Annotated in this window: 17 protein-coding genes and 2 pseudogenes; 17 read left to right on the top strand and 2 right to left on the bottom strand. The window is 69.9% G+C overall.

Translation table 11 applies throughout. The annotated features are described in order from the left end of the window. The 3 genes and pseudogenes from ACGF8B_RS31285 to ACGF8B_RS31275 all read left to right on the top strand — a co-directional run. A pseudogene (locus ACGF8B_RS31285) lies at positions 1-246 on the top strand (DNA recombination/repair protein RecA); the annotation flags it as partial. A gap of 113 nt (positions 247-359) precedes the next feature. Further along, positions 360-3,335, top strand: coding sequence for an excinuclease ABC subunit UvrA (gene uvrA / locus ACGF8B_RS31280; protein WP_392745290.1), 2,976 nt, complete (start codon positions 360-362; stop codon positions 3,333-3,335). After that, complete coding sequence (locus ACGF8B_RS31275; RefSeq protein ID WP_392745289.1) at positions 3,332-3,523, top strand: hypothetical protein; 192 nt, start codon at positions 3,332-3,334, stop codon at positions 3,521-3,523. The genes uvrA and ACGF8B_RS31275 overlap by 4 nt, the downstream gene beginning before the upstream one ends. Positions 3,524-3,532: 9 nt before the next feature. On the opposite strand, the gene ACGF8B_RS31270 is transcribed toward ACGF8B_RS31275, so the two are convergent. Further along, the gene (locus ACGF8B_RS31270) at positions 3,533-4,261 is read right to left on the bottom strand and encodes a GNAT family N-acetyltransferase (RefSeq protein ID WP_392745287.1); all 729 of its coding nucleotides are present in this window, start codon (positions 4,259-4,261) and stop codon (positions 3,533-3,535) included. A 118-nt stretch (positions 4,262-4,379) separates the two neighbouring features. On the opposite strand from ACGF8B_RS31270, the gene ACGF8B_RS31265 reads away from it, so the two are divergent. Beyond that, positions 4,380-5,960: a PLP-dependent aminotransferase family protein gene (locus ACGF8B_RS31265; protein ID WP_392745286.1), complete on the top strand. Its 1,581-nt coding sequence runs from the start codon at positions 4,380-4,382 to the stop codon at positions 5,958-5,960. Between the two features lie 377 nt (positions 5,961-6,337). Beyond that, positions 6,338-6,583: pseudogene (locus tag ACGF8B_RS31260) on the top strand (succinyl-CoA--3-ketoacid-CoA transferase); the annotation flags it as partial. Between the two features lie 39 nt (positions 6,584-6,622). On the opposite strand, the gene ACGF8B_RS31255 reads toward ACGF8B_RS31260, so the two are convergent. Next, positions 6,623-7,288 (bottom strand): helix-turn-helix domain-containing protein, encoded by a 666-nt coding sequence (locus ACGF8B_RS31255; RefSeq protein ID WP_392745285.1) that lies wholly within the window; start codon positions 7,286-7,288, stop codon positions 6,623-6,625. A gap of 114 nt (positions 7,289-7,402) precedes the next feature. On the opposite strand from ACGF8B_RS31255, the gene ACGF8B_RS31250 reads away from it, so the two are divergent. The 12 genes from ACGF8B_RS31250 (at position 7,403) to ACGF8B_RS31195 (ending at position 21,523) form a co-directional block, all read left to right on the top strand. After that, a complete protein-coding gene (locus tag ACGF8B_RS31250; RefSeq protein ID WP_392745284.1) occupies positions 7,403-8,068 on the top strand; it encodes a hypothetical protein in 666 nt (221 codons plus the stop codon). A gap of 445 nt (positions 8,069-8,513) precedes the next feature. After that, positions 8,514-8,696, top strand: a complete 183-nt coding sequence (locus tag ACGF8B_RS31245; protein WP_392745283.1) for a hypothetical protein — start codon at positions 8,514-8,516, stop codon at positions 8,694-8,696. A 281-nt stretch (positions 8,697-8,977) separates the two neighbouring features. Continuing rightward, positions 8,978-9,601, top strand: a complete 624-nt coding sequence (locus ACGF8B_RS31240; RefSeq protein ID WP_392745313.1) for a GntR family transcriptional regulator — start codon at positions 8,978-8,980, stop codon at positions 9,599-9,601. Between the two features lie 270 nt (positions 9,602-9,871). Continuing rightward, positions 9,872-11,890, top strand: coding sequence for a 1-deoxy-D-xylulose-5-phosphate synthase (gene dxs, locus ACGF8B_RS31235; RefSeq protein ID WP_392745311.1), 2,019 nt, complete (start codon positions 9,872-9,874; stop codon positions 11,888-11,890). Between the two features lie 295 nt (positions 11,891-12,185). Further along, positions 12,186-12,782: a GntR family transcriptional regulator gene (locus ACGF8B_RS31230; protein ID WP_392745282.1), complete on the top strand. Its 597-nt coding sequence runs from the start codon at positions 12,186-12,188 to the stop codon at positions 12,780-12,782. Further along, on the top strand, positions 12,782-13,540 hold the full coding sequence (locus tag ACGF8B_RS31225) for a DsbA family protein (protein WP_392745281.1): 759 nt from the start codon (positions 12,782-12,784) through the stop codon (positions 13,538-13,540). The genes ACGF8B_RS31230 and ACGF8B_RS31225 overlap by 1 nt, the downstream gene beginning before the upstream one ends. Positions 13,541-13,767: 227 nt before the next feature. Next, positions 13,768-16,422 carry a pyruvate dehydrogenase (acetyl-transferring), homodimeric type gene (gene aceE / locus ACGF8B_RS31220; RefSeq protein ID WP_392745280.1) on the top strand — a complete coding sequence of 885 codons (2,655 nt, stop codon included), beginning with the start codon at positions 13,768-13,770 and terminating at the stop codon, positions 16,420-16,422. A gap of 6 nt (positions 16,423-16,428) precedes the next feature. Then, complete coding sequence (locus tag ACGF8B_RS31215) at positions 16,429-17,694, top strand: 2-oxo acid dehydrogenase subunit E2 (RefSeq protein WP_392745279.1); 1,266 nt, start codon at positions 16,429-16,431, stop codon at positions 17,692-17,694. A 431-nt stretch (positions 17,695-18,125) separates the two neighbouring features. After that, entirely contained in the window at positions 18,126-18,551 is a 426-nt protein-coding gene (locus tag ACGF8B_RS31210; protein WP_392745277.1) for a hypothetical protein, read from the top strand. A gap of 39 nt (positions 18,552-18,590) precedes the next feature. Further along, a complete protein-coding gene (locus ACGF8B_RS31205; protein WP_392745275.1) occupies positions 18,591-19,031 on the top strand; it encodes a hypothetical protein in 441 nt (146 codons plus the stop codon). Between the two features lie 108 nt (positions 19,032-19,139). Further along, positions 19,140-20,276: a PLP-dependent cysteine synthase family protein gene (locus ACGF8B_RS31200; protein ID WP_392745274.1), complete on the top strand. Its 1,137-nt coding sequence runs from the start codon at positions 19,140-19,142 to the stop codon at positions 20,274-20,276. Next, positions 20,273-21,523, top strand: coding sequence for an MFS transporter (locus ACGF8B_RS31195; RefSeq protein WP_392745273.1), 1,251 nt, complete (start codon positions 20,273-20,275; stop codon positions 21,521-21,523). Before ACGF8B_RS31200 ends, ACGF8B_RS31195 begins: the two co-directional genes overlap by 4 nt. The last annotated feature ends 287 nt before the right edge of the window (positions 21,524-21,810 follow it).

The raw sequence follows: 21,810 nt of genomic DNA, 5'->3' as shown, positions 1-21,810 counted from the left end.
TGGTACACGTACGAGGGCGACCAGCTCGGCCAGGGCAAGGAGAACGCCCGCAACTTCCTCAAGGACAACCCCGATCTCGCCAACGAGATCGAGAACAAGATCCTGGAGAAGCTGGGCATCGGAGCCCACTTCGAGGAGCCGGCTGCGCCGGTCCGCCAGGGCACGGCTGCCCTGCCACCCAGCACCGGAGTCGCGGCGGAGCAGCAACCGTACAGCGCGGCGCAGCACGCCGAGGGACTCGAATAGCTCGGAATTCTCACCCATTCCTTCCCTGCTCAGACATTCCGTGCGAGGTCAAGAGTCACCCACGCTTTATTTCGCCGCTCTTCGCACCGGCCCGGATTCTCTTTGCGCATGCGGTGAACTTCTCTGTCAAGGGAGATATTTGCCACGCAGATACGGCTCTGAATGACGAGCCCGGCACGCGGTGGCACGGCGATACGGTATGGCTCGGCTGGTTGTCAACATCACCTGAGGTTCACGAAGTGAGAAATCTACTCGTCGTCAAGGGCGCCCGGCAGCACAATCTCCGTGACGTGTCCGTCGAACTACCCCGGGATGCGCTTATCGTGTTCTCGGGTGTGTCGGGATCCGGAAAGTCAAGCCTGGCATTCGACACCATATTTGCCGAGGGTCAGCGGCGCTACATTGAATCCCTTTCCTCCTATGCGCGGCAGTTCATCGGGCAGCTCGACAAGCCCGACGTCGATGCCGTTGAAGGACTGTCCCCAGCGGTCGCCATTGATCAGAGGACGTCGAGTCGCAACCCGCGTTCCACGGTGGGCACCATCACCGAGGTCTACGACCACCTGCGCCTGCTGTACGCCCGGATCGGCCGCCCCCACTGCCCCGAGTGCGGCGAACCGGTCAGCCGGCAGACACCGCAGCGCATCGTCGACCTGCTGCTGGACGAGGACGAGGGAACCCGGTTCCAGGTCCTGGCCCCCGTCGTCCGCGACCGCAAGGGCGAACATGTCGAGGTCTTCCGGCAGTTGTCCGCCGACGGATTCAGCCGGGTCCGGGTCGACGGGACGGTCCTCGCGCTGACGACGCCACCCGCACTGGACAAGCGCAAGAAGCACTCGATCGACGCGGTCGTCGACCGGCTGACCGTCAAGCCCGGTATCCGGCAGCGGCTGACGGAATCAGTGGAAACCGCGCTGGGGATCGGATGCGGCGTCCTCCGAGTCGAGTTCGTGGATCAGAGACCCGGCTCGGCCGGCCGAGAGTTGGTGCTCTCCGAGGAGATGGCCTGTCCGCGCTCGCACGACATCGACCTGGAGTCGCTGGAGCCCCGGCTGTTCTCCTTCAATGCGCCCTGGGGTGCCTGCCCCGCCTGTGCTGGACTCGGTTCGCACGGAGAGGTCGACCCAGCTCTTGTCGTGCCGGACGACACCAGGTCACTGGCGGAGGGTGCCATCGCCCCCTGGACCAACACCGGCGGCGCCGATTATTTCAACCGCCTGCTCGAAGCACTGGGCGCGGACGTCGGCTTCAGTGTCACCACCCCCTGGCGTGAACTTTCCTCCGGTATACGTCAGATGGTGTTGCACGGTACGGAGCGGCGGCTGCACCTGACGTACCGGAACCGCTTCGGACGTGATCGCTCGCACGTGGCCCGCTTCGAGGGAGTCATCCCGCATATCAAGCGCCGCCACGCCGAGGGCGCCGAGTCCGCAGCCGGCCAGAACCGGTTCGCCGGGTACATGCGCGCCAAGCCGTGTGCGGCTTGCGGGGGCGCGCGGCTCGCCCCGGGAGTTCTCGCGGTCACGGTCGGCGGGCGCAGCATCGCTCAGACTGCCGCCCTGCCACTAGGTGAACTAGCCTCATTCGTCGATGGGTTGGAGCTCAGTGCTCGTGAGCAGCGGATCTCCGAGGCGCTGCTCTCGGAGATCGGCGAACGGCTGCGGTTCCTGCTCGATGTGGGCCTGGACTACCTCTCGCTCGACCGGCCCGCCGCTTCCCTCTCGGGCGGAGAGGCGCAGCGGATCCGGCTTGCGACCCAGATCGGCGCGGGGCTGACCGGCGTGCTGTACGTGCTGGACGAGCCGTCCATCGGGCTGCACCAGCGCGACAACCAGCGGCTCATCGCGACCCTGAAGCGGCTGCGCGACCGCGGTAACACGGTGTTCGTCGTCGAGCACGACGAGGAGACGCTGCGGAACGCCGACTGGGTGGTGGACGTCGGCCCCGGCGCGGGCACACACGGCGGCCGGATCGTCTGCTCGGGCACCGTGCGGGAGCTGGCCGTCCATCCTGAGTCCGTCACCGGCGCCTACCTCTCCGGACGTCGCACGATCCCGCTGCCCACCCGGCGCAGAGAGGCTGAACCGGGCCGCGCCCTCACTGTGCACGGAGCTTTTGAGCACAACCTGCGCGACGTGACGGTGTCGTTTCCTCTCGGTCTGTTCACCGTGGTCACCGGCGTCTCGGGCTCCGGCAAGTCGACCCTGGTCAATGACATTCTGCACACCGCGCTCGCCCGGCACGTCCACCGTGCGCACAGGGTGCCGGGCCGGCACCGGACCATCACGGGCATCGAGCACATCGACAAGGTGGTCCAGGTCGACCAGTCGCCGATCGGCCGCAGCCCACGCTCCAACCCGGCGACGTACACGGGTGTCTTCGACCATCTGCGCAAGCTGTTCGCCCGGACCCCGGAGGCGAAGGTGCGCGGCTACCAGCCCGGCCGGTTCTCCTTCAACGTCAAAGGCGGCCGCTGCGAACACTGCTACGGCGACGGCACCATCAGGGTCGAGATGAACTTCCTCCCGGACGTCTACGTCCCGTGCGAGGTATGCCGGGGCGCCCAGTACAACCGGGAGACCCTCGACGTGCGTTACAGGGAGAGGTCCATCGCGGACGTGCTGGCCATGACCGTGGCGGAGAGCCTGGACTTCTTCGACGGCCACCAGATCCTCTCCCGGCATCTGCGGGCCTTGGACGACGTCGGGCTCGGCTATGTGAAGCTCGGCCAGGCAGCCACCACGCTGTCCGGCGGTGAGGCGCAGCGCGTCAAGCTCGCCGCCGAGCTCCAGCGCCGTACTCGTGGGCGCACCCTCTACGTGCTGGACGAACCCACCACCGGTCTTCACACGGCTGATGTCGCCCGTCTGCTGACGGTGCTTCAACGACTGGCCGACGGCGGCAACACGGTCGTCGTGATCGAGCACAACCTCGACGTGATCAAGTCCGCCGACCACTTGATCGACATGGGACCGGAAGGCGGACACCGGGGAGGCGAGGTCGTCGCCGAAGGCACCCCGGAACAGGTCGCGGCCAACGCCCGATCGCACACCGGGCGTTATCTGAAAGCCCTGTTGGAGCCCAGGTGAACGCCACAGAGACAGAGCGCCCGGAGAAGATCCTGCCCCCGGAGCACGACGGGACCGCCGCCCCGGGCCCTTCAGGAGACGGCACCGTCGGCCAGGTCAAGGACCTTCTCCAGCACAGGGAAGACTGGAGCAGGCGCTCCCAGATCCCGTCGGCCGACCGGTCCTTCGGTGATGCTTCGGGTGGCTGAAAGTGCTCGTCAGCGTCCCGGCTCCCCACCGGCAGCGCGGACGTCGGACAGGGACCGCTTCTGGCGGCCTTCCGCCTCGAAGTTGTCGGGTGAGAGCCACTGCCGCAGCGCCGTGCCGACGCGCGGCCACTCGGCGTCGATGACGGAGTACCAGGCGGTGTCGCGGCTGCGGCCCTTGTAGACCACGGCCTGGCGGAAGATCCCTTCGAAGGTGAAGCCCAGCCGCAGGGCCGCCTTGCGCGAGGGAGCGTTGAGGCTGTCGCATTTCCACTCGTAGCGGCGGTGGCCGAGGTCGTCGAAGACGTAGGACATGAGCAGGAACTGGGCCTCGGTGGACACCGGGGTCCGCTTCAGCAGGGGCGAGAAGGCCACGCTGCCGACCTCGACGACGCCGTTGGACGGGTCCTGGCGCATCAGGGCGAGGCTGCCCACGGCCTTGCCGGTGCGCAGGTCGACGACCGCGTACTGCAGGGTGTCGTCCGCCTGCGTCGCCGCCGTCAGGTGGGAGCGGTAGTCGGCCCGGCCGTCGAAGGGGCCGGCCGGCATGTAGGTCCAGTCGCTGCCGTCCGTCGCGAGGGCGAAGGCCGCGTACAGGTCGTCGGCGTGGCGGTCCGCGTCCAGCGGCTCCAGCCGGCAGAAGCTGCCCTTGAGGGTGTCCCTGGCGGGCGCGGGAACAGCCGTCCAGCCGGGCAGAGGGTGGCCGACGGGTTGGCCGTATTCGTTGGGACGTGCGGACATGCTGGTCTCCTCGTGTTTTCCGGCGCTTCCAGGCTAGGCATCGCATGGACCCTCGAAAAGGGCCACAGTAGGGTCATTCCATGGAGCCACGACGGAGCATGCGCACCGGGAGGACGCGGTGGGAGAAGACCGAACGGCGCAGGCCGGCAACGAAGCCCTGGGGCCGCAGCTCGACTTCCTGCTCCAGGAGCCGCTGTCCCGGGGGCGCGGCGGGGAGTCCCTCCAGAAGCAGCTCCTGCACCGCATTCGGGTCGCTGTCCTCGACGGCCGACTGCCGGCGGGCAGTCGTCTGCCGGGCTCGCGCGCCCTGGCAGAGAGCCTCGGGGTGTCGCGCAACACCGTGACGCTCGTGTACGAGGTGCTGAGCGCGGAGGGCTACATCGACCCCAGCAGGCAGGGCACTCGTGTCGCCGCACTGGCCCGCCCCGAGCCGGGGGACGGCGCGCACTCGGCCCCGGCCACCCTGGCACGGCGTGTCGAGCGGATCCGCAAGTGCGACCGGTCAGGTGCCGACTCCCTCACCTTCGCACCAGGCGTCCCCGCCCTGGCCCAGTTCCCCCTGGCGGCCTGGCGGCGCTCTCTGGACCGGGTGGTCCAGCGCGGCGGGACACAGCTGCTGGGCTACGGCCCACCGCATGGCGAACCGGCACTGAGGACCGCCATCCTGCGTCACCTCGCCGTCGCCCGCGGCCTGCACTGTCTCCCGGAACAGGTCGTCATCACCGAAGGAGCGCAGGAGGCGCTCACCCTGTGCGTCCGGCTGGTCACCGACCCGGGTGACACTGCCTGGGTCGAGGACCCGGGCTACCGCGGCGCGCAGACCGCGCTGACCGGCGGCGACCTGACCGTGGTGCCCGTCCCGGTCGATGCGGAGGGCCTGCGGACCTCCGCATCCGACTGGGAGGACCGCCCGCCCCGGCTCGTGTCCACCACTCCCGCGCACCAGTACCCGACGGGAGCGGTCCTCACCGCGTCCAGACGCCTCGACCTGATCGAGAAGTGCCGCCTGCACGGCGCCTGGATCATCGAGGACGACTACGACAGCGAGTTCCGCCACAGCGGGGAGCCCCTCACATGCATGCAGGGCCTGGCACCCGGCGCGCCAGTCCTCTACGTCGGCACCTTCAGCAAGACCCTCTTCCCCTCCCTGCGCCTGGGGTTCCTCGTCCTGCCCGAACCGCTGGTCGACCGAGCGGCACCGGTCGTGGACGAGCTGCTGCGCGGCGGGCACCGCCACGAACAACTCGCCCTCGCGCACTTCATGGAGAGCGGCCAGTACAGCAGACACCTCGCCCGCATGCGCCGCCTCTACCGCCGCAGACGCGACGCGCTCAGGGTGGCACTGGCCGAACACCTCGATGTACCCCACACCGTGACCGGCGGCGACAGCGGAATGCACCTGACCGTGCAGCTCCCGCCGGACACCCCCGACCAGCCCCTCGCCCGCGCTGCCCGCTGCCACCGGATGGCCCCCCGGCCCCTGTCCCAACACTCCCTGCTGCCCGACTCCGCCCACAACGGACTCGTCCTGGGCTACGGCAACACCCCCGAATCGGCCTTCGCCCCCGGCCTGCGCCAACTCTCGCACCTGATCGGGGACCTGGCCCGACCACCCACGCCCAGCGGCTCCCGGCCCCACCTCTACGGCGCGCCCAGATCCGACGCGCCGCACCCAATCTCGTCGGTCACTCTCCGGTGATCGCTCCACCGCCCGCCCTGACGACCGGACTTCGGTGAATGGTGAATACGGTGGAAGTCGCGTCGCCGTTCGCCTGAACGAGGGCCCGGAGGCCAGCCGGTTTCATGATCCACGGGACAGGCCATGGCCGAAGAACCGGGCCCGGACATGCATGTGCACCGGCAGTCGGCCCTCCTCGCCGAGGACGGCCGCCGCGCGAAGAGCCATTTCACCGAGGAGTCACACGACCGTGAAGCGGCCTGCTGCCAGTCTGCCGGAGCGGCGGTGGGGCCGGGCCGGATCCGGCCTTCCGGAGCGTGTGCCGCGGTGGGTGACGGTGGTCGGGTGCCGACCACCGTCACAGGGGTCCTCGCGTCGGTGAGTACGACAACCTCGGCATCGGCCTGCCGACACCGATCCCCGACCTCCCGCCCGACGGCTTCCAGGTCGTGCCGGAGTCGGAGAACGGCGTCCTGGGCACCGGTCGATTCCCGTACGAGGACGAGGTGGACTCCGATCCGATCAACTCGGGCAGGTAGCCGGTCACCGTGCTGCCCGGCGCCTTCTCCTTCGAATCCGTCCTGTCTTTGGGCATGGCCCGCGGCTGCCCCATCGACGCCGCCGTGCCCGGCGCCCGACGGGTCGTCGTCACCATGTCCCGCACCGCCAGGGGATGACACCAACTACCCGCCCGCGGGCCTCCGGTCGGTGACGGCCGGGCGGTCGGCGGCGGCGACGAGGTCGGCAAAGCTCAGGGGGGTGCACGGCGCCGGGGCTGCCACGGATCCGGTCGGTGCTGCCGTGTCGAGGCCGTCGAGGGCCAGGTCGAGGTGGCGGTGGAGGAGGTCGCCGTCGGCGTCGAGGCGGTCCAGGCCGCCGGGGAGGGGACGGGAGAGACGGATCGAGAGCAGTACGAGGTCGCCCATGCCCACGTCGCGGCGGAGCCGGCCGGACCGGTGCGCGGCGTCGATCAGGGCTTCGACGGCACTCGCGGTGCTGGTGCGGATGCCCACGAGCTCCTCGTCGACGACGAGGCCTTCGAGCAGGACGAGAACGGCCGCGCCCATCCGCAGGTCCGCCGCCGCGTGGACGAAGCGGCGCAAGGCCGCGAAGGCGTCGTCGTCCACCGCGGCGGCCGCCTCGGCCACGCCCTCCAGGCGGACGAGCAGGTCGCCGGTCAGGTCCCGGACGAGCGCCTCCCGATCGGGGTAGCGCCGGTAGAGCGTGCCGGGCCCGACTCCGGCCCGGCGCACGATCAGATCCAGCGGCGCGTCGAGGCCGTGCATCAAGAAGACATCACGGGCCGCGTCGAGAATCCGTCGCCTGCTGCGTGCCGCATCTGCCCGCACGGTGTACCGCCTTCCATTGACCACTGAACCGGAGAGTTCCTCTCCGCTATGCTACCGTCCTAGAGACGGAGAAAATCTCTCCGCTTAATGGTTTTCATACTGAAGGGACACGCCATGAACGGCGCACTGACTGTCCGGACCGTGATCGACGGCACCGATTACACGCCGGACGACATCCGCCGATGGGAACTGGACCGCGCCCGCGCCGCGCTCGCCCTGCTCAAGGACCGGATCGGGGACGAGGCGATGCGGGAACTGCTCACCGAGGACCTCCGGGCGGCGGACCGGGCGATGGCACCGCTGCCGGACGCCTCGGGCGGCGCGTGGCGGTCCGCCGTGACCGAGATGGAGATCGGCGGGATCACCGCCGAGGAGTTCCTGACCTGGTGGCAGGGCCGGCTCGCGAGCGCCGACCGGACGGCGCTGCTCTCGGCCAATCCGGAGCACTACCTCGCCGACTCCGCCGACGGGGTGGTCGAGATCATCGAGACCATCGGCTCCGGACCGCTGCGTTTCTTCCTCACCTTCCACGACGGCGTCGCAATCGAGGACGAGGGCCACGGGACCTATCCCGTGCGGATCGGCGGCACCGGCCGGCTCACGGACGGCACCGAGATCTGCCGCGTCATGCACGAGTTCGGTGACGGTCCGCACGGCCTGCGCATCCGCCTGACGATCCAGTTCCCCGCGAGCGCCCCCGAGCACGTCTTCACCGGCCACCAGTGGCACTTCGCCTGCGAGTTCCTCAACTGGCTGGAAGCCGCGCACACGGCTCGGTGAGGATGGCCGAACGGCGGTGGGGAACCCCTTGCGTCGCCGGGTTTCCCACCCCGCGGTCCTGCCGTCGCGCACCACACACCGTCGATGCCATCCCTCGCGCCGGCCGGAGAATCGCCACCCGACCCGGACACGCCCGTCCGCGCGACGCCTCTCCCGAGGCCCTCCCCGGCCTCTCCCCCACTACGGCCCGCCCTCACCGGCCGAGCACCCGCAACCGACCCGCCCCGGCACACCCCGCGTTGCACCGCACACGAATTCGACCTCACCGGATTGCCGCTCTCCCTTGCCGTCACGGCTCCCCCTTGTCGTCACGGCTCCCCCTTGTCGTCACGGCGATCTTGTCGTCACGGCGATCTTGTCGTCACGGCGATGCGATGGCTGCTCGCGCCCGACTCGCCCGCGCCCATCGGGAACCCAGACATCGGCCCCGGCGGCCGTACTCGACGTGCTCATCGGAGTGCTGCCGACCTCGCTCGCCCTGTCGCCTCCCGGGTGGTACGCCGGCGGGCACCCGAACCCCGTCGTCACCGTGGCCCTGCGGCTTCTCGCGGCCCTTGCCGGGCGGGCCGTCGTCCCGTACGTCGCCGTCCGGGCAGCCGGATCGCCGGGCCGGTACAACGCGCGGTGACCTCATCCCCGTCGCCTCGTCCTGGTGGGCAAGCCCGCCGCCCGCGAGGTATCCGCAACACCGCCGCGGCATCGGTCAGCAGTCGACAGATCACGGCGTTGGGCCTGCATCCGTAACATCTGTGCGCGGCGACAGAGGTAGCCGCGGATGCGAATCGTCGAGTACTCTCTTGATAGATGATCGATCATTGCTCAAACGATGAGTCGAGGAGAGCCGAGTTGTCACTCCCCACGAACCCCGCAATCCCCCGGTCCTCCGGAGTGACCAGGCCGGGCTTCTCGCTGGAGCGGGTCCCTCTGCGTGAACGCGTACGTACATTCGTCCTCGAAGGCCTGGTGGCCGGCCGCTGGGAGCCCGGAGACCGCATCGTCGAGCGCCGGATCGCGATCGAGCTGGGCATCAGCCAGGCGCCGGTGCGCGAGGCACTGCGTGAGCTGGAGACCATGGAACTCGTGACCTCCACGCCCAACAAGGGCGTCCGGGTCCGAGAGCTCACCCTGGATCAGCTCCGGGATGTGTACCTTGTACGCGCCTCCCTGGAGCGCCGCGCGGTCACACTGGCCGCCCCCCGGCTGGCCGGGAACGCCGCCGCACTGGAGCAACACATGCTCGCGATGCGCCGCGCGGCCGTCGAGGGGGACGTTGACGGCCAGGCCCTGCACGGCGTGGCCTTCCACCGCGCCATCGTCCACGCATGCGGAAACCCCGTACTCATCCGGCACTGGGACTGGCTGGGCGTGGAGGCCTGGACCCGCCTCTCCCTGCGATGGTTGCGCACGGAACTGCACGACAATGTGGAGGACCACGAGGAGATCGCCGAGGGCCTGCTCCGCGGCGACCCGCACCTGGGGCGTCTCATGGAACTCCACGTCATGGACTACGCACACGAATCAGGAACCGCCTGACGCCGAGGTGCCCTGGTTCCCTGGTCCCCTGGCGCGCCCGATACTGCGCATCACAGTCGAACAATTTGATCGATCATTGAACATTACTGCGTCTGACGCCGCTGCCACTACGGCCTGACAAGGACCCGCCGCTGCCAAGACGGCCTGACAGAGAAGAGATGAGCTGCCGTGTCCGTGACGGAGCCCTGCCACCCGATCCTGAACGCCGAACCGGCCGGCGACGCCCGTCGGACCGCCGGTGGTCCGGGAGCGCCGAGCGAGGAGAACCACGTGGCGCTGCTGACCAGCATTCGAGGACCGCGCGATCTCGACCGGCTCGCATCCGGACAGCTGGCCGCACTGGCCCGGGAGATCCGGTCCTTCCTCGTGACCGAGGTCTGCAGGACGGGCGGCCATCTCGGGCCCAACCTCGGGGTGGTGGAACTCACCATCGCGCTGCACCGGGTCTTCGACTCGCCACGCGACCGCATCCTCTTCGATACCGGCCACCAGAGCTACGTCCACAAGCTGCTCACCGGCCGCCAGGACTTCTCCCGGCTGCGGATGAAGGGCGGCCTGTCCGGCTACCCGTCGCGCGCCGAGTCCGAGCACGACGTGATCGAGAACTCGCACGCCTCCACCGTGCTCTCGTACGCCGACGGCCTGGCCAAGGCCAACCAGCTGCTGGGCAGGAACGACCCGGTCGTAGCGGTGATCGGCGACGGCGCCCTCACCGGTGGCATGGCCTGGGAGGCGCTCAACAACATCGCCGAGGCCAAGGACCGCCCGCTCGTCATCGTCGTGAACGACAACGAGCGCTCCTACTCGCCCACCATCGGCGGCCTGGCCAACCACCTCGCCACCCTGCGCACCACAAAGGGTTACGAGCGTTTCCTGTCCTGGGGCAAGGACGCGCTCCAGCGCACCCCGGTGGTCGGCCGGCAGCTGTTCGAGACGCTGCACGGCGCCAAGAAGGGCCTCAAGGACCTCGTCGTCCCCCAGGGCATGTTCGAGGACCTCGGCCTCAAGTACATCGGCCCGATCGACGGCCACGACCTCAGCGCCCTCGAATCCGCGCTCACCGGGGCGCGCGGCTTCGGCGGCCCGGTGATCGTGCACTGCCTGACCGAGAAGGGCCGCGGCTACCACGCCGCCGAGAACAACGACGAGGACCGCTTCCACGCGGTCGGCGTGATCAGATCGGAGACCGGCCTGCCGATCAAGAGCGGCAGCGGACAGAGCTGGACCTCGGTCTTCGCCGAGGAGATGGTGGCGCTCGGCCGCGAGCGCGACGACATCGTCGGCATCTCCGCCGCGATGCTCCATCCGGTCGGCCTGGCCCCGTTCGCCGAGGACTTCCCGAACCGCGTCTTCGATGTCGGCATCGCCGAGCAGCACGCCGTCACCAGCGCCGCCGGCCTGGCCACCGGCGGCCTGCACCCGGTGGTCGCGGTGTACGCGACCTTCCTCAACCGTGCCTTCGACCAGGTGCTGATGGATGTCGCCCTGCACAGGCTGGGCGTCACCTTCGTACTCGACCGGGCCGGCGTCACCGGCAGCGACGGCGCCTCGCACAACGGCATGTGGGACATGTCGATCCTGCAGGTCGTCCCCGGCCTGCGGCTCGCCGCGCCGCGCGACGCCGAGCAGGTCCGGGCCCAGCTGCGCGAGGCCGTCGAGGTCGAGGACGCCCCGACCGTGGTGCGCTACCCCAAGGGCACGGTCGGCCCGGCCGTCCCCGCGGTCGGCAGGGTCGGCGGCATGGACGTCCTGCGCGCGGCGGGGACCGACGGTCTCGGGGAGGTCGGGGACGGCCGCCTGACCGACGTGCTGATCGTCTCGGTCGGCGCGCTCGCCCCGATGTGCCTGGAGGTGGCCGACCTGCTGTCCGCCCAGGGGATCAGCTCGACCGTGGTGGACCCGCGCTGGGTCCGGCCGGTCGACCCGGCGCTGCCCGACCTGGCCGCCGAGCACCGGGTGGTGGTCACGATCGAGGACAACGGCCGGGTCGGCGGCGTCGGCGCGGCGCTGGCCCAGGCGCTGCGCGACGCGGACATGGACCTGCCACTGCGGAACTTCGGCATCCCGCAGGAGTTCCTGGACCACGCCTCGCGACCCGAGATCCTCGCCGAGATCGGCCTCACCGCCCCTGACCTCGCCCGAAAGGCGGCTGCCCTGGTCTCCCGCCTCGACGTCGCCACCGAGGCCGCCCCTGGCCGGGATCCCGTACGGCTCTGCGACGGTGAACCTCGTTTCCCTGTCGAGTCAGGCGCGTTGATTTCTGTTCGGGAACGGAGTGAGCCCTGTTGAGGGCCGGCGTCGGGCCAGCCCGGATCCTGTGGGGCTGCCGGCGGCCTGCGCTTCGAGGTCGGGAAGAGACGACGGAGCCGTGGGCTGCGGCGGAGCCGACCCGGGAGCGGGTACGGGAACAGGCCGACGGGACCGAATTCCTGCACCGACAGATGATCGATCATTGCTCAACAGTCGCGAGCCGAGGAGAGTTGACTTGCCGCTTCCCACGAACCCGACGGCCCCCGCGGCTTGCCTGCCTCCTGGAGCCACCGGATCGGGCGCTCCCCCGGGGCGGGTGCCCCTGCATGAGCGCGTGCGGGCCTTCGTCCTCGAAGGCCTGGCGGCCGGCCGCTGGGAACCGGGAGATCGCATCGTCGAGCGCCGGATCGCGCTCGAACTGGGCGTGAGCCAGGCGCCGGTACGCGAGGCGCTGCGCGAACTGGAAACCATGGAACTCGTGACGTCCACACCCAACAAAGGGGTGAGGGTGCGGGAGTTGACACTGGACCAGCTTCGCGACGTATACCTTGCGCGCGCGCCACTTGAGCGCCGCGCCGTCATGCTGGCGGCCCCCCGCCTGGCCGGGAACGTCTCCACGCTCGAACGGCACCTGCTCGCCATGCGTCGGGCCGCCGCCGAAGGAAACATCGACGACCAGGCCCTGCACGGCGTGGCCTTCCACCGCGCGATCGTCCACGCATGCGGAAACCCCGTACTGATCCGGCACTGGAACTGGCTCGGTGTGGAGGCCTGGACCCGTCTCTCTCTTCGGTGGCTGCGCACCGAGCCGCACGGCAACGCGGAGGATCACGAGGAGATCGTCGAAGGCCTACGCCGGGGCGGCCCGCACCTGGGACGCCTGATGGAGCTGCACATCATGGACTATGCACATGAATCGAGGAGTGCCTGATGCCTACGACCGACACCCAGAACCTCGCAGACGACGTACCGCCGCACCATGTCACGCGGCTCGCCGACCCGCGCACCACCACACCCCCCGGCACTCTGACGATCTTCTCGGACATCTGGTGCTCCTTCGCGCACGTCGCCCTGCATCGCCTGCACAGCACACGGGAACGGCTCGGCCTGACCGAGCGGATCCGGATCAACCACCGCGCTTTCCCTCTGGAACTGTTCAACGACGGGCCAAGTCCACGCCGTGGCACCGACTCCGAGGTCGGAGGGATCGCTCATATCGAACCGGACGCCGGATGGCAGATGTGGCGCTCACCCGACTGGAAGTTCCCGTCCACCTCGCTGTTCGCCCTGGAGGCAGTGCAGTTGGCCAAGGAGCAGGGGCCTGCCGCGGCCGAAGCGCTCGATCTGGCCATACGCCGGGCGTTCTGGGCCCACAGCAGGCCCATCGGTGCCCGCTCGGAGATCATCGCCCTTGCTCGCGAAACCCCGGAGGTGCGCGAGGATCTGGTCGCGGCAGGCCTGGACGACGGTCGGGCCCGTCGCCTCGTGACACTGGACTTCGAATGCGCCCGTCGCCACCAAGTCCGGTGCAGTCCGCACGTCTTCGCGTCCGACGGTCGCGAGTGGGCCAATCCCGGCGTCGAGGCGACCTGGCACGGAGCCTACGGAACCGGCTTTCCGACGATCACCAGAGACGATCCGAACGCATGGGAGACGATCCTGCGCACCGCCGACGAGCTGGCCGAATGACGGTGATGCCCGCGCACATTTGATCGATCATTGAACATTAGTAGTCAGTAGCGGTTGACCGCACGCAACCTGACGGCAGATTTTTCCGTAGTAAGAAATCGATCTTCCATAAAATGAAAGATCGATTGCAAGGGTTCGACGACCGCAGTCGGCCGGTTCCACCACACAACCGGCCGGCAAAAGGCGTATCCGGTTCCGGTCGGCCCGCGTCACAGAAGGGTGATCCCATGTCCTTGAACCACCAGCTGGACCAGCTGCCCGAACCCGATCCCCAGGAAGTGGCCGAATGGCTCGCTTCCGTGGACGGTGCGGTCGGCGCCGTCGGTCCGCAGCGCACAGGGCGGCTGCTGCAGCGAGTCGTCGACCACGCGCGCCAGGCAGGAGTACCCCTGCCGCCGCAGTCCGTGACTCCGTACGTCAACACGATCCCGACCTCCGCCGAGCCGGCCTATCCCGGCGACGAAGCGATGGAGGCACGGATCACGGCGTGGAACCGGTGGAACGCCGCTGTCATGGTCACCCGTGGCAATGAACGCGGCGGCCTGGGCGGGCACATGGCCACCTACGCGTCGGCCGCGTGGCTCTACGAGGTCGGCTTCCAGCACTTCTTCAAGGGCAAGGATGCCGACGGCAGCGGCGATCAGCTCTACATCCAGGGCCACGCCTCCCCCGGCGTCTATGCCCGCGCCTTCCTCGAAGGACGCCTGAACGAAGCCGAGTTGGACCGCTTCCGGATGGAAGCGGGTGGTGGCGGTCTGCCGTCCTACCCGCACCCGCGGCGGCTGCCCTGGCTGTGGGAGTTCCCCACCGTGTCCATGGGGCTCGGCCCGCTCTCGGCGATCTACCAGGCGCGCTTCAACCGCTACCTGCATCACCGCGGGATCAAGGACACCAGCCACAGCCACGTCTGGGCGTTCCTCGGCGACGGCGAGATGGACGAGCCCGAGTCCACTGCTGCCCTCGCGCTCGCCGCCCGCGAGGAACTCGACAACCTCACCTTCGTCATCAACTGCAACCTGCAGCGCCTCGACGGCCCGGTGCGCGGCAACTTCAAGATCATGCAGGAGCTGGAGGCCCAGTTCCGCGCGGCCGGCTGGAACGTCGTCAAGGTGCCCTGGGGCGTGGAGTGGGACGGCCTGCTCGCCACCGACTCCGAGGGGCTGCTCCTCAACGCTCTCGACACGCTGCCCGACGGCCAGTTGCAAACCTTCGCCGCCCGCGACGGAGCGTACATCCGCGAGCGTCTGTTCACCGGCGCACTCGCCGGGCTCGCCCGCCCCTACAGCGACGAGGACCTCGCCCGGATCGTCGGCACCTCGCGCGGCGGACACGAACCGCGCAAGATCCACGCCGCCTACCGGGCCGCGCTCACGCATCGTGGGGCTCCCACCGTTGTCATGGTCCAGACGGTCAAGGGCTGGACGCTGGGTCCCGGCTTCGAATCGCGCAACGCCAACCACCAGATGAAGAAGCTGTCCGGCAAGGAGTTCCGTGTCATGCGTGACCTCCTCGGCCTTCCCATCCCCGACTCCCAGCTGGGTGAGGGTCTGGTGCCCTATGCGCACCCGGGAACCGACTCCGAGGAGGTCGCCTACCTTCAGGAACGCCGCCGCACACTCGGCGGCCCCGCCCCGGCCCGCCGGGTCGTACCCCGGCCACTCCCCGCTCCCGCCGACAAGCCGTTCGCCGCGCTCGCGAAGGGGTCGGGCAACCAGGCGATCGCCACCACCATGGCCTTCGTCCGCCTGGTCAAAGACCTGATGCGGGAGAAGGAGACCGGCGCCCGCTGGGTGCCCGTCGTCCCCGACGAAGCCCGCACCTTCGGCATGGAGTCGCTGTTCCCGTCCGCCGGTATCTACTCCCCCAAGGGCCAGACGTACGAGCCCGTAGACCGGGACCAGCTCCTTTACTACAAGGAGTCCACCAGCGGTCAGATCCTCAACGAGGGCATCACGGAGGCCGGTTCACTCGCCTCCTTCACAGCCGCCGCGACGTCGTACGCGACGCACGGTGAGCCGATGATCCCCTTCTACATCTTCTACTCGATGTTCGGCTGGCAGCGCACAGCCGACCAGTTCTGGGCGCTCGCTGATCAGCTGGGCCGCGGCTTCGTCGTCGGCGCCACCGCAGGACGCACCACCATGACCGGCGAGGGCCTCCAGCACGCCGACGGCCACTCGCACCTCATCGCCTCCACCAACCCCGCATGTGTTCCGTACGACCCGGCCTTCGCCTACGAGGTCGGCGTGATCGTCCGCGAGGGACTGCGGCGCATGCACGGCGAGAGTCCCGAGGACGTCTTCTACTACCTCACCGTCTACAACGAGACCAAGATCCAGCCGCCGATGCCGCAGACCGAGGGCATCGAGGCGGGCATCCTGCGCGGCCTGTACCGCTACCGGCCCGCCGCTGCGGCCACCGCAGACGTCCCGCGGGTACAGCTGCTCGCCTCCGGCACCGCCATCCACTGGATCCTGAGAGCCCAGGAACTGCTCGCCACCGACTGGAACGTCGCCGCCGACGTGTGGTCGGCCCCCTCCTGGACGCTGCTGCGCCGCGACGCCATGGAAGCCGAGGCCCAGGGCCTCACCCCGTACGTCACCGAAGCACTCGCCGGCGCTCCGGGACCCGTCGTCGCCGTGTCCGACTGGATGCGCGCCGTCCCGGACCAGATCGCTCCCTGGGTGCCACAGCAGTGGACCTCCATGGGCACCGACGGCTTCGGCCTCTCCGACAGCCGAGCCAACGCCCGCCGCCACTTCGGTGTCGACGCCGAGTCCATCGTCGTACGCGCCCTGCGCACGCTCGCCGCCCGTGGCGACGTGAAGCCGGACGTTCCCGACGCCGCTGCCCGGCGCTACGGCCTGACCGGGAAGGAGTGAACCACCATGTCAATCTCTGTATCCCTGCCCGCGCTGGGCGAGTCGGTCACCGAAGGCACCGTCACGCGCTGGCTGAAGGCCGTCGGTGACGAGGTCGCCGAGGGCGAGCCGCTGCTCGAAGTCTCCACCGACAAGGTCGACACCGAGATCCCCTCGCCCGTCGCCGGCGTTCTCCTCAAGATCGCCGTCGCCGAGGACGAGACCGCCGAGGTCGGTGCCGAGCTCGCCGTCATCGGTGCCGCCGACACCTCTCCGGCTGCCGCGCCGGCGGCGCCCGCCGCCCCGGATCCGGCCCCGGCCCTCGCGCTGGTCACCCCGGCCGCGCCGGCCGTCGTATCCCCCGCGGACGACGGCGCCTACGTGACCCCGCTGGTACGCAAGCTCGCGTCGGAGAACGGCGTGAACCTGTCCACCGTCAAGGGCACCGGCGTCGGGGGCCGCATCCGCAAACAGGACGTCATCACCACCGCCGAGGCCGCGAAGACGGCCGCGCCCGCCGCTGCCGCCCCGGCCGCCGCGCCGGAGGCCCCCGCCCCGGAGTCACCCCCGCTGCGTGGCCGGACGGTCGGGCTGCCACGCATCCGCAAGGCCATCGCGGACAACATGCACAAGGCCCTGCACGAGCAGGCCCAGCTGTCCTCGGTCATCGAGGTCGACATCACGAAGCTGATGAAGCTCCGGGACCAGGCCAGGGACGGCTTCGCCGCCCGCGAGGGCGTCAGGCTCTCCCCGATGCCGTTCTTCGTCAAGGCCGCCGTCCAGGCGCTGAAGGCCCACCCGGTCATCAACGCCCGGCTGCACTACGACGAGGGCACGATCACCTACTTCGACTGCGAGAACGTCGGCATCGCCGTGGACTCGGAGAAGGGCCTGATGACCCCGGTCATCAAGGGCGCGGGTGACCTCACCATCGCGGGCATCACCAAGCGGACCGCCGAGCTGGCCGACAAGGTCCGTACGAACAGGATCGCGCCGGACGACCTGGCCGGCGCCACCTTCACGATCTCCAACACCGGGTCGCGCGGTGCGCTGTTCGACACGGTCATCGTCCCGCCGAACCAGGTCGCCATCCTGGGCGTCGGCGCCACGGTCAAGCGTCCGGTCGTCGTCTCCGGCCCGGAGCTCGGTGACACGATCACCGTGCGCGACATGACCTACGTGACGCTCTCCTACGACCACCGCCTGGTGGACGGCGCCGATGCGGCCCGCTACCTGACGACGGTCAAGCAGATCCTTGAGGCGGGCGAATTCACCGCCGAGCTGGGCCTGTAAACACCCCAGGAGCACCTCGGATGCCGAGGCCATGGGCGTCTCCGGCCTGAGGGACGAACGGATCGGCGCGCCGGCGGGCCATGAGCGACTGCGCCTGGTCGTCGATGCCCGGACCGCTGTCGTATACGTTCATGCCGGCACGGCAGCGGGCGGCCCATCGCCGCCCGCGGTGCCGGGCCGCCCGCCACCGTTGTTGAGGCCGGCCGATCCGGTCCGCGTGCGGCGATGGACCGACCATCGCCGCACGCTGGAGGCCATCCCATGGAAGTACCGCAGCTACTCGCCCCGCTCGCGACCTTCCGAACGAGCTGGGCTCGTTCGGAAGGTCCCGAGCGGACCGGTTGCTTCCGGTGCTTGTGATCGGCGGGGGCTTGTTCGACAGTGACGCTGTCCGCTCCGGCCGGCCCCCTGCCCGGACTCGTCATACAGCCATGGAACTTGCGGACGCCCCGGCCCGCGCCGGTGACACCGCGGTCGGATCCGTCATCGACGGCATCAGCACGTCCAGAACCCTCATTCTCTGCGACCGGTCGTGCACCAAGCGGACGAGCGCCTACTCCGCGCCGGTGACGCGTACCACGCCCGACGTCGGGGCCGAGCGCGAGCACGAGAGCGCCATGGCCGACGCAGTTTTTACGGGTGAACGCACCCGGCTGTTCACGCAGACGACTCGCCCACCGGTCGAAGGTGCGGCGCGGTCACATCCCGATCGCTGCCGCGTATTCACCCGATGGGGTGATCAACGATGCGGGCAAGGCAGCCCCCAGGTCTTCATCCGCGGCGCGTTCCGCCCCGGTACGGCGCGGCTTTTCGCCGACGCGCCGCCATACGGAAGGCCGGGGGCCGCTCAGCACTGACATGAACTTTATGAAGTCAGGAACTTACTCTTTGTGCTCATGCGGGCTGGAGTCCTTTTCGGGAACAGCCGCTCCTTGGCACGGGCCGGAGCGGTACTCCTGGTGTTGCTTGCCGCGCTCGTGCACACCCTGGACTGCGCGCACGGCCCTACCGCGCCCTTCGCGATGCGGGCCGACACGCTGCTGCTGATGTCCCCGGCGCACTGCGGCCAGACAGCGCAGCCGGGACAGGAGACAACAGCCCGGCCGACGGCTCCCGAGCCCGACAGCGGTGTCCGGTGCAGTGGGCTGGACGAGCCGACGGCTCAGCCCCCTCGCGATGTCTCGTCGGCTGTGCCGTCGTTCCACACCACTCCGGTCGCCGAAGCGTTCGGCACATCCCCCGCCCTGACACCGCCGGCCCCGCAGGAGTCGCCGGCCGCGTCGTGCGTGCCATCCACCGGGCAGACGCGGGCCCGCCTCGGCGTGTGGCGGACCTGACCGACCAGGCCGCAGCGCCGCTCGGCGCGACAGCGGATCAGCTCCCCCACTTTCCCCCTACGCGACCGTCGCCCACTGCTGTGGCGCCGGCCGTTGGAGAAGCACGCCATGAACCGGATCACCCGTACCCCTGCCCCCATGCCCGCAGCCCAGCTGTCGGCCGACGCCAAGCACCCGCCGCACACCCCGGCCGAACTGGTCGGCGACACCCCGGTGCTGTGGATCGGCGAGCCGTTCACCGCCGCCGGCCGCGGCTTCTGGGCCAAGCTCGAAGGCCACAACCCCGGAGGCATCAAGGACCGCACCGCCCTGCACATGGTGCACGCCGCCCGCGAACGCGGCCGGCTGCTGCCCGGCGCCCGCATCATCGAGTCCACCTCCGGCACCCTGGGGCTCGGTCTCACCCTGGCCGGGGTGTCCTACGGCCACCCGGTCACCGTCGTCTCCGACCCCGGCATGGAACCGCTGATGACCGGGCTGCTCACGGCGTACGGGGCAGAGGTCGACCTCGTCACCAGCCCACACCCGCAAGGCGGCTGGCAGGAGGCCCGTCGGCAGCGTGTCGAGACTCTGCTCGCAGCGCACCCGGCCGCCTGGTGCCCGGACCAGTACAACAACCCCGACAACGTGGCCGCCTATGCCCCGCTCGCCCGCGAACTGGTCACGCAGCTGGGCTGTGTCGACACTCTGGTCGTCTCGGTCGGCACCGGCGGGCACTCCGCCGGCATCGCCTCCGTGCTGCGCGGCGTCTTCCCCCGGTTGCGGGTCGTCGGCGTGGACACCACCGGCTCGACGATCTTCGGCCAGCCCGCCGGCCCCCGCCTCATGCGCGGCCTGGGCTCCAGCATCTACCCCCGCAACGTCGCCTATGGCCTCTTCGACGAGGTGCACTGGGTCGCCGCCCCCGAGGCGGTGTGGGCGGCCCGTCGCCTGGCCCGCGACCACTACGCCACCGGCGGCTGGAGCGTCGGCGCCGTTGCACTCGTCGCCCGCTGGCTGGCCCGCACCCTGCCTCCGGAGGACCGGATCGTCGCCGTCTTCCCCGACGGGCCACAACGCTACGTCGGCACCGTCTTCGACGACGCCTACTGCCGTCGGCACCAACTGCTCGGCCATCTGCCCGCCGACCACCCCGACAGGATCGCCCACTGCGGCGAGCGCACGGTGAGCCGCTGGACCCGCTGCACCCGCATCACCGACCCGCTCGCCCCCGGCGCGCACGAGCTCACCGAGGCCGCCCGATGAAGAACCTGTGGCAGCAGACCCGCTCCTTCCCGCCCGTCGTACGGCTGCTGATGGCCAACCAGTTCGCCATCAACCTCGCCTTCTACATGCTCATGCCCTACCTCGCCGCCCATCTCGCGGACGGACTGGGGCTGGCCGCCTGGGCCGTCGGCCTGGTCCTGGGCGTGCGCAACTTCTCCCAGCAGGGCATGTTCCTCATCGGCGGCACGATCGCCGACCGCCTCGGCTACAAAATCCCGATCATGACCGGGTGCCTGCTGCGCACCGTCGGCTTCGGCCTTCTCGGCTGGGTCGACAACCTGCCCGCCCTGATCGCCGCCTCGGCCGCCACCGGGTTCGCCGGGGCCCTGTTCAACCCGGCCGTCCGTGCTTACCTCGCCGTCGAAGCCGACGAGCGCCGCGTGGACGCCTTCGCCGCGTTCAACGTCTTCTACCAGGCCGGCATGCTGCTCGGCCCGTTGCTCGGGCTCACCCTGTTGACGGTGGACTTCCGCCTGGTGTGCACCATCTCGGCCGCGCTGTTCGCCGGGCTCACCCTGCTGCAGTGGCGGGCCCTGCCCGTACGGCACGCCGAGACGACTGACGACAGCCGGGAAAGCGTCCGGGCCCAGTGGCGCACGGTGGTGGCCAACCGGCCCTTCGTCCTCTTCTCCGCCGCGATGATCGGCTCGTACGTGCTGACCTTCCAGGTCTACCTCGCCGTGCCGCTCGCCGCGACGGACGCACTCGGGGCCGAGGGCACAACAGCCACCAGCGTCCTGTTCGTCGTCTCCGCTGCCGTCGCCGTCTCCGGCCAGCTGCGCCTGACCGGCTGGGCCAAGCAGCGGTGGAGCCCTCAGCAGGCGCTGGTACGCGGGCTGGCCGCGATGGGCCTGGCCTTCCTGCCCCTCGTCCTCGCCCCGCGCAGCTCCTCCAGCGCGGTGCTCGCCGGCCTGGTGGTGGCGGTCGTGCTGCTGGCGGCCGGTGCCGCGGTCGTCTACCCCTTCGAGATGGACACGGTGGTCACCCTGTCCGGCAACCGCCTCGTCGCCACCCACTACGGCCTCTACAACACCGTCTCCGGCCTGGGCATCACCGTTGGCAACCTGGTCACCGGCGCCCTGTGGGACTTCGCCCGGCGGCACGACGCGCTCTGGCTGCCCTGGACGGCCCTGACCCTCACCGGGCTGGCGTGCGCGGCGTCGGTCGCGGTCCTGGCCCGCGCCGGGCAACTCACTGCCCCCGCCTCACCACCCGTACCGGCTTAGCCTCCGGTCTACAGCACGCCGCCGGCGCGGGTGCGGGTGCGGACGCGGGCGGCCGCAGTCACCGGACGGCGGGCCGGGGCCGGCCTTCCGTTCGGTGCTGGGCCTGATCCCGACCGACGGGCCCGGGCCGACGGGCCCGGGCCGGCGTGCGCGGGGTCGGTCGCCGCGTCCTGGGGCGTCGGAGTTCACGTCAGAGGCGTGTGCGCAGGGGATCAGTCGGTCGATGCCCCGCACTTCTCGATCCTCGCAGACGGCTGATCGACGTTGCGGCCGACGGCGCCTCGTTG

The sequence above is a fragment of the Streptomyces sp. NPDC047917 genome (assembly GCF_043204345.1).
Classification (GTDB): Bacteria; Actinomycetota; Actinomycetes; order Streptomycetales; family Streptomycetaceae; genus Streptomyces; species Streptomyces sanglieri.
The sequence above is the reverse complement of the archived record's forward strand: the minus strand, read 5'-3'. Positions and strand labels throughout refer to the sequence as shown.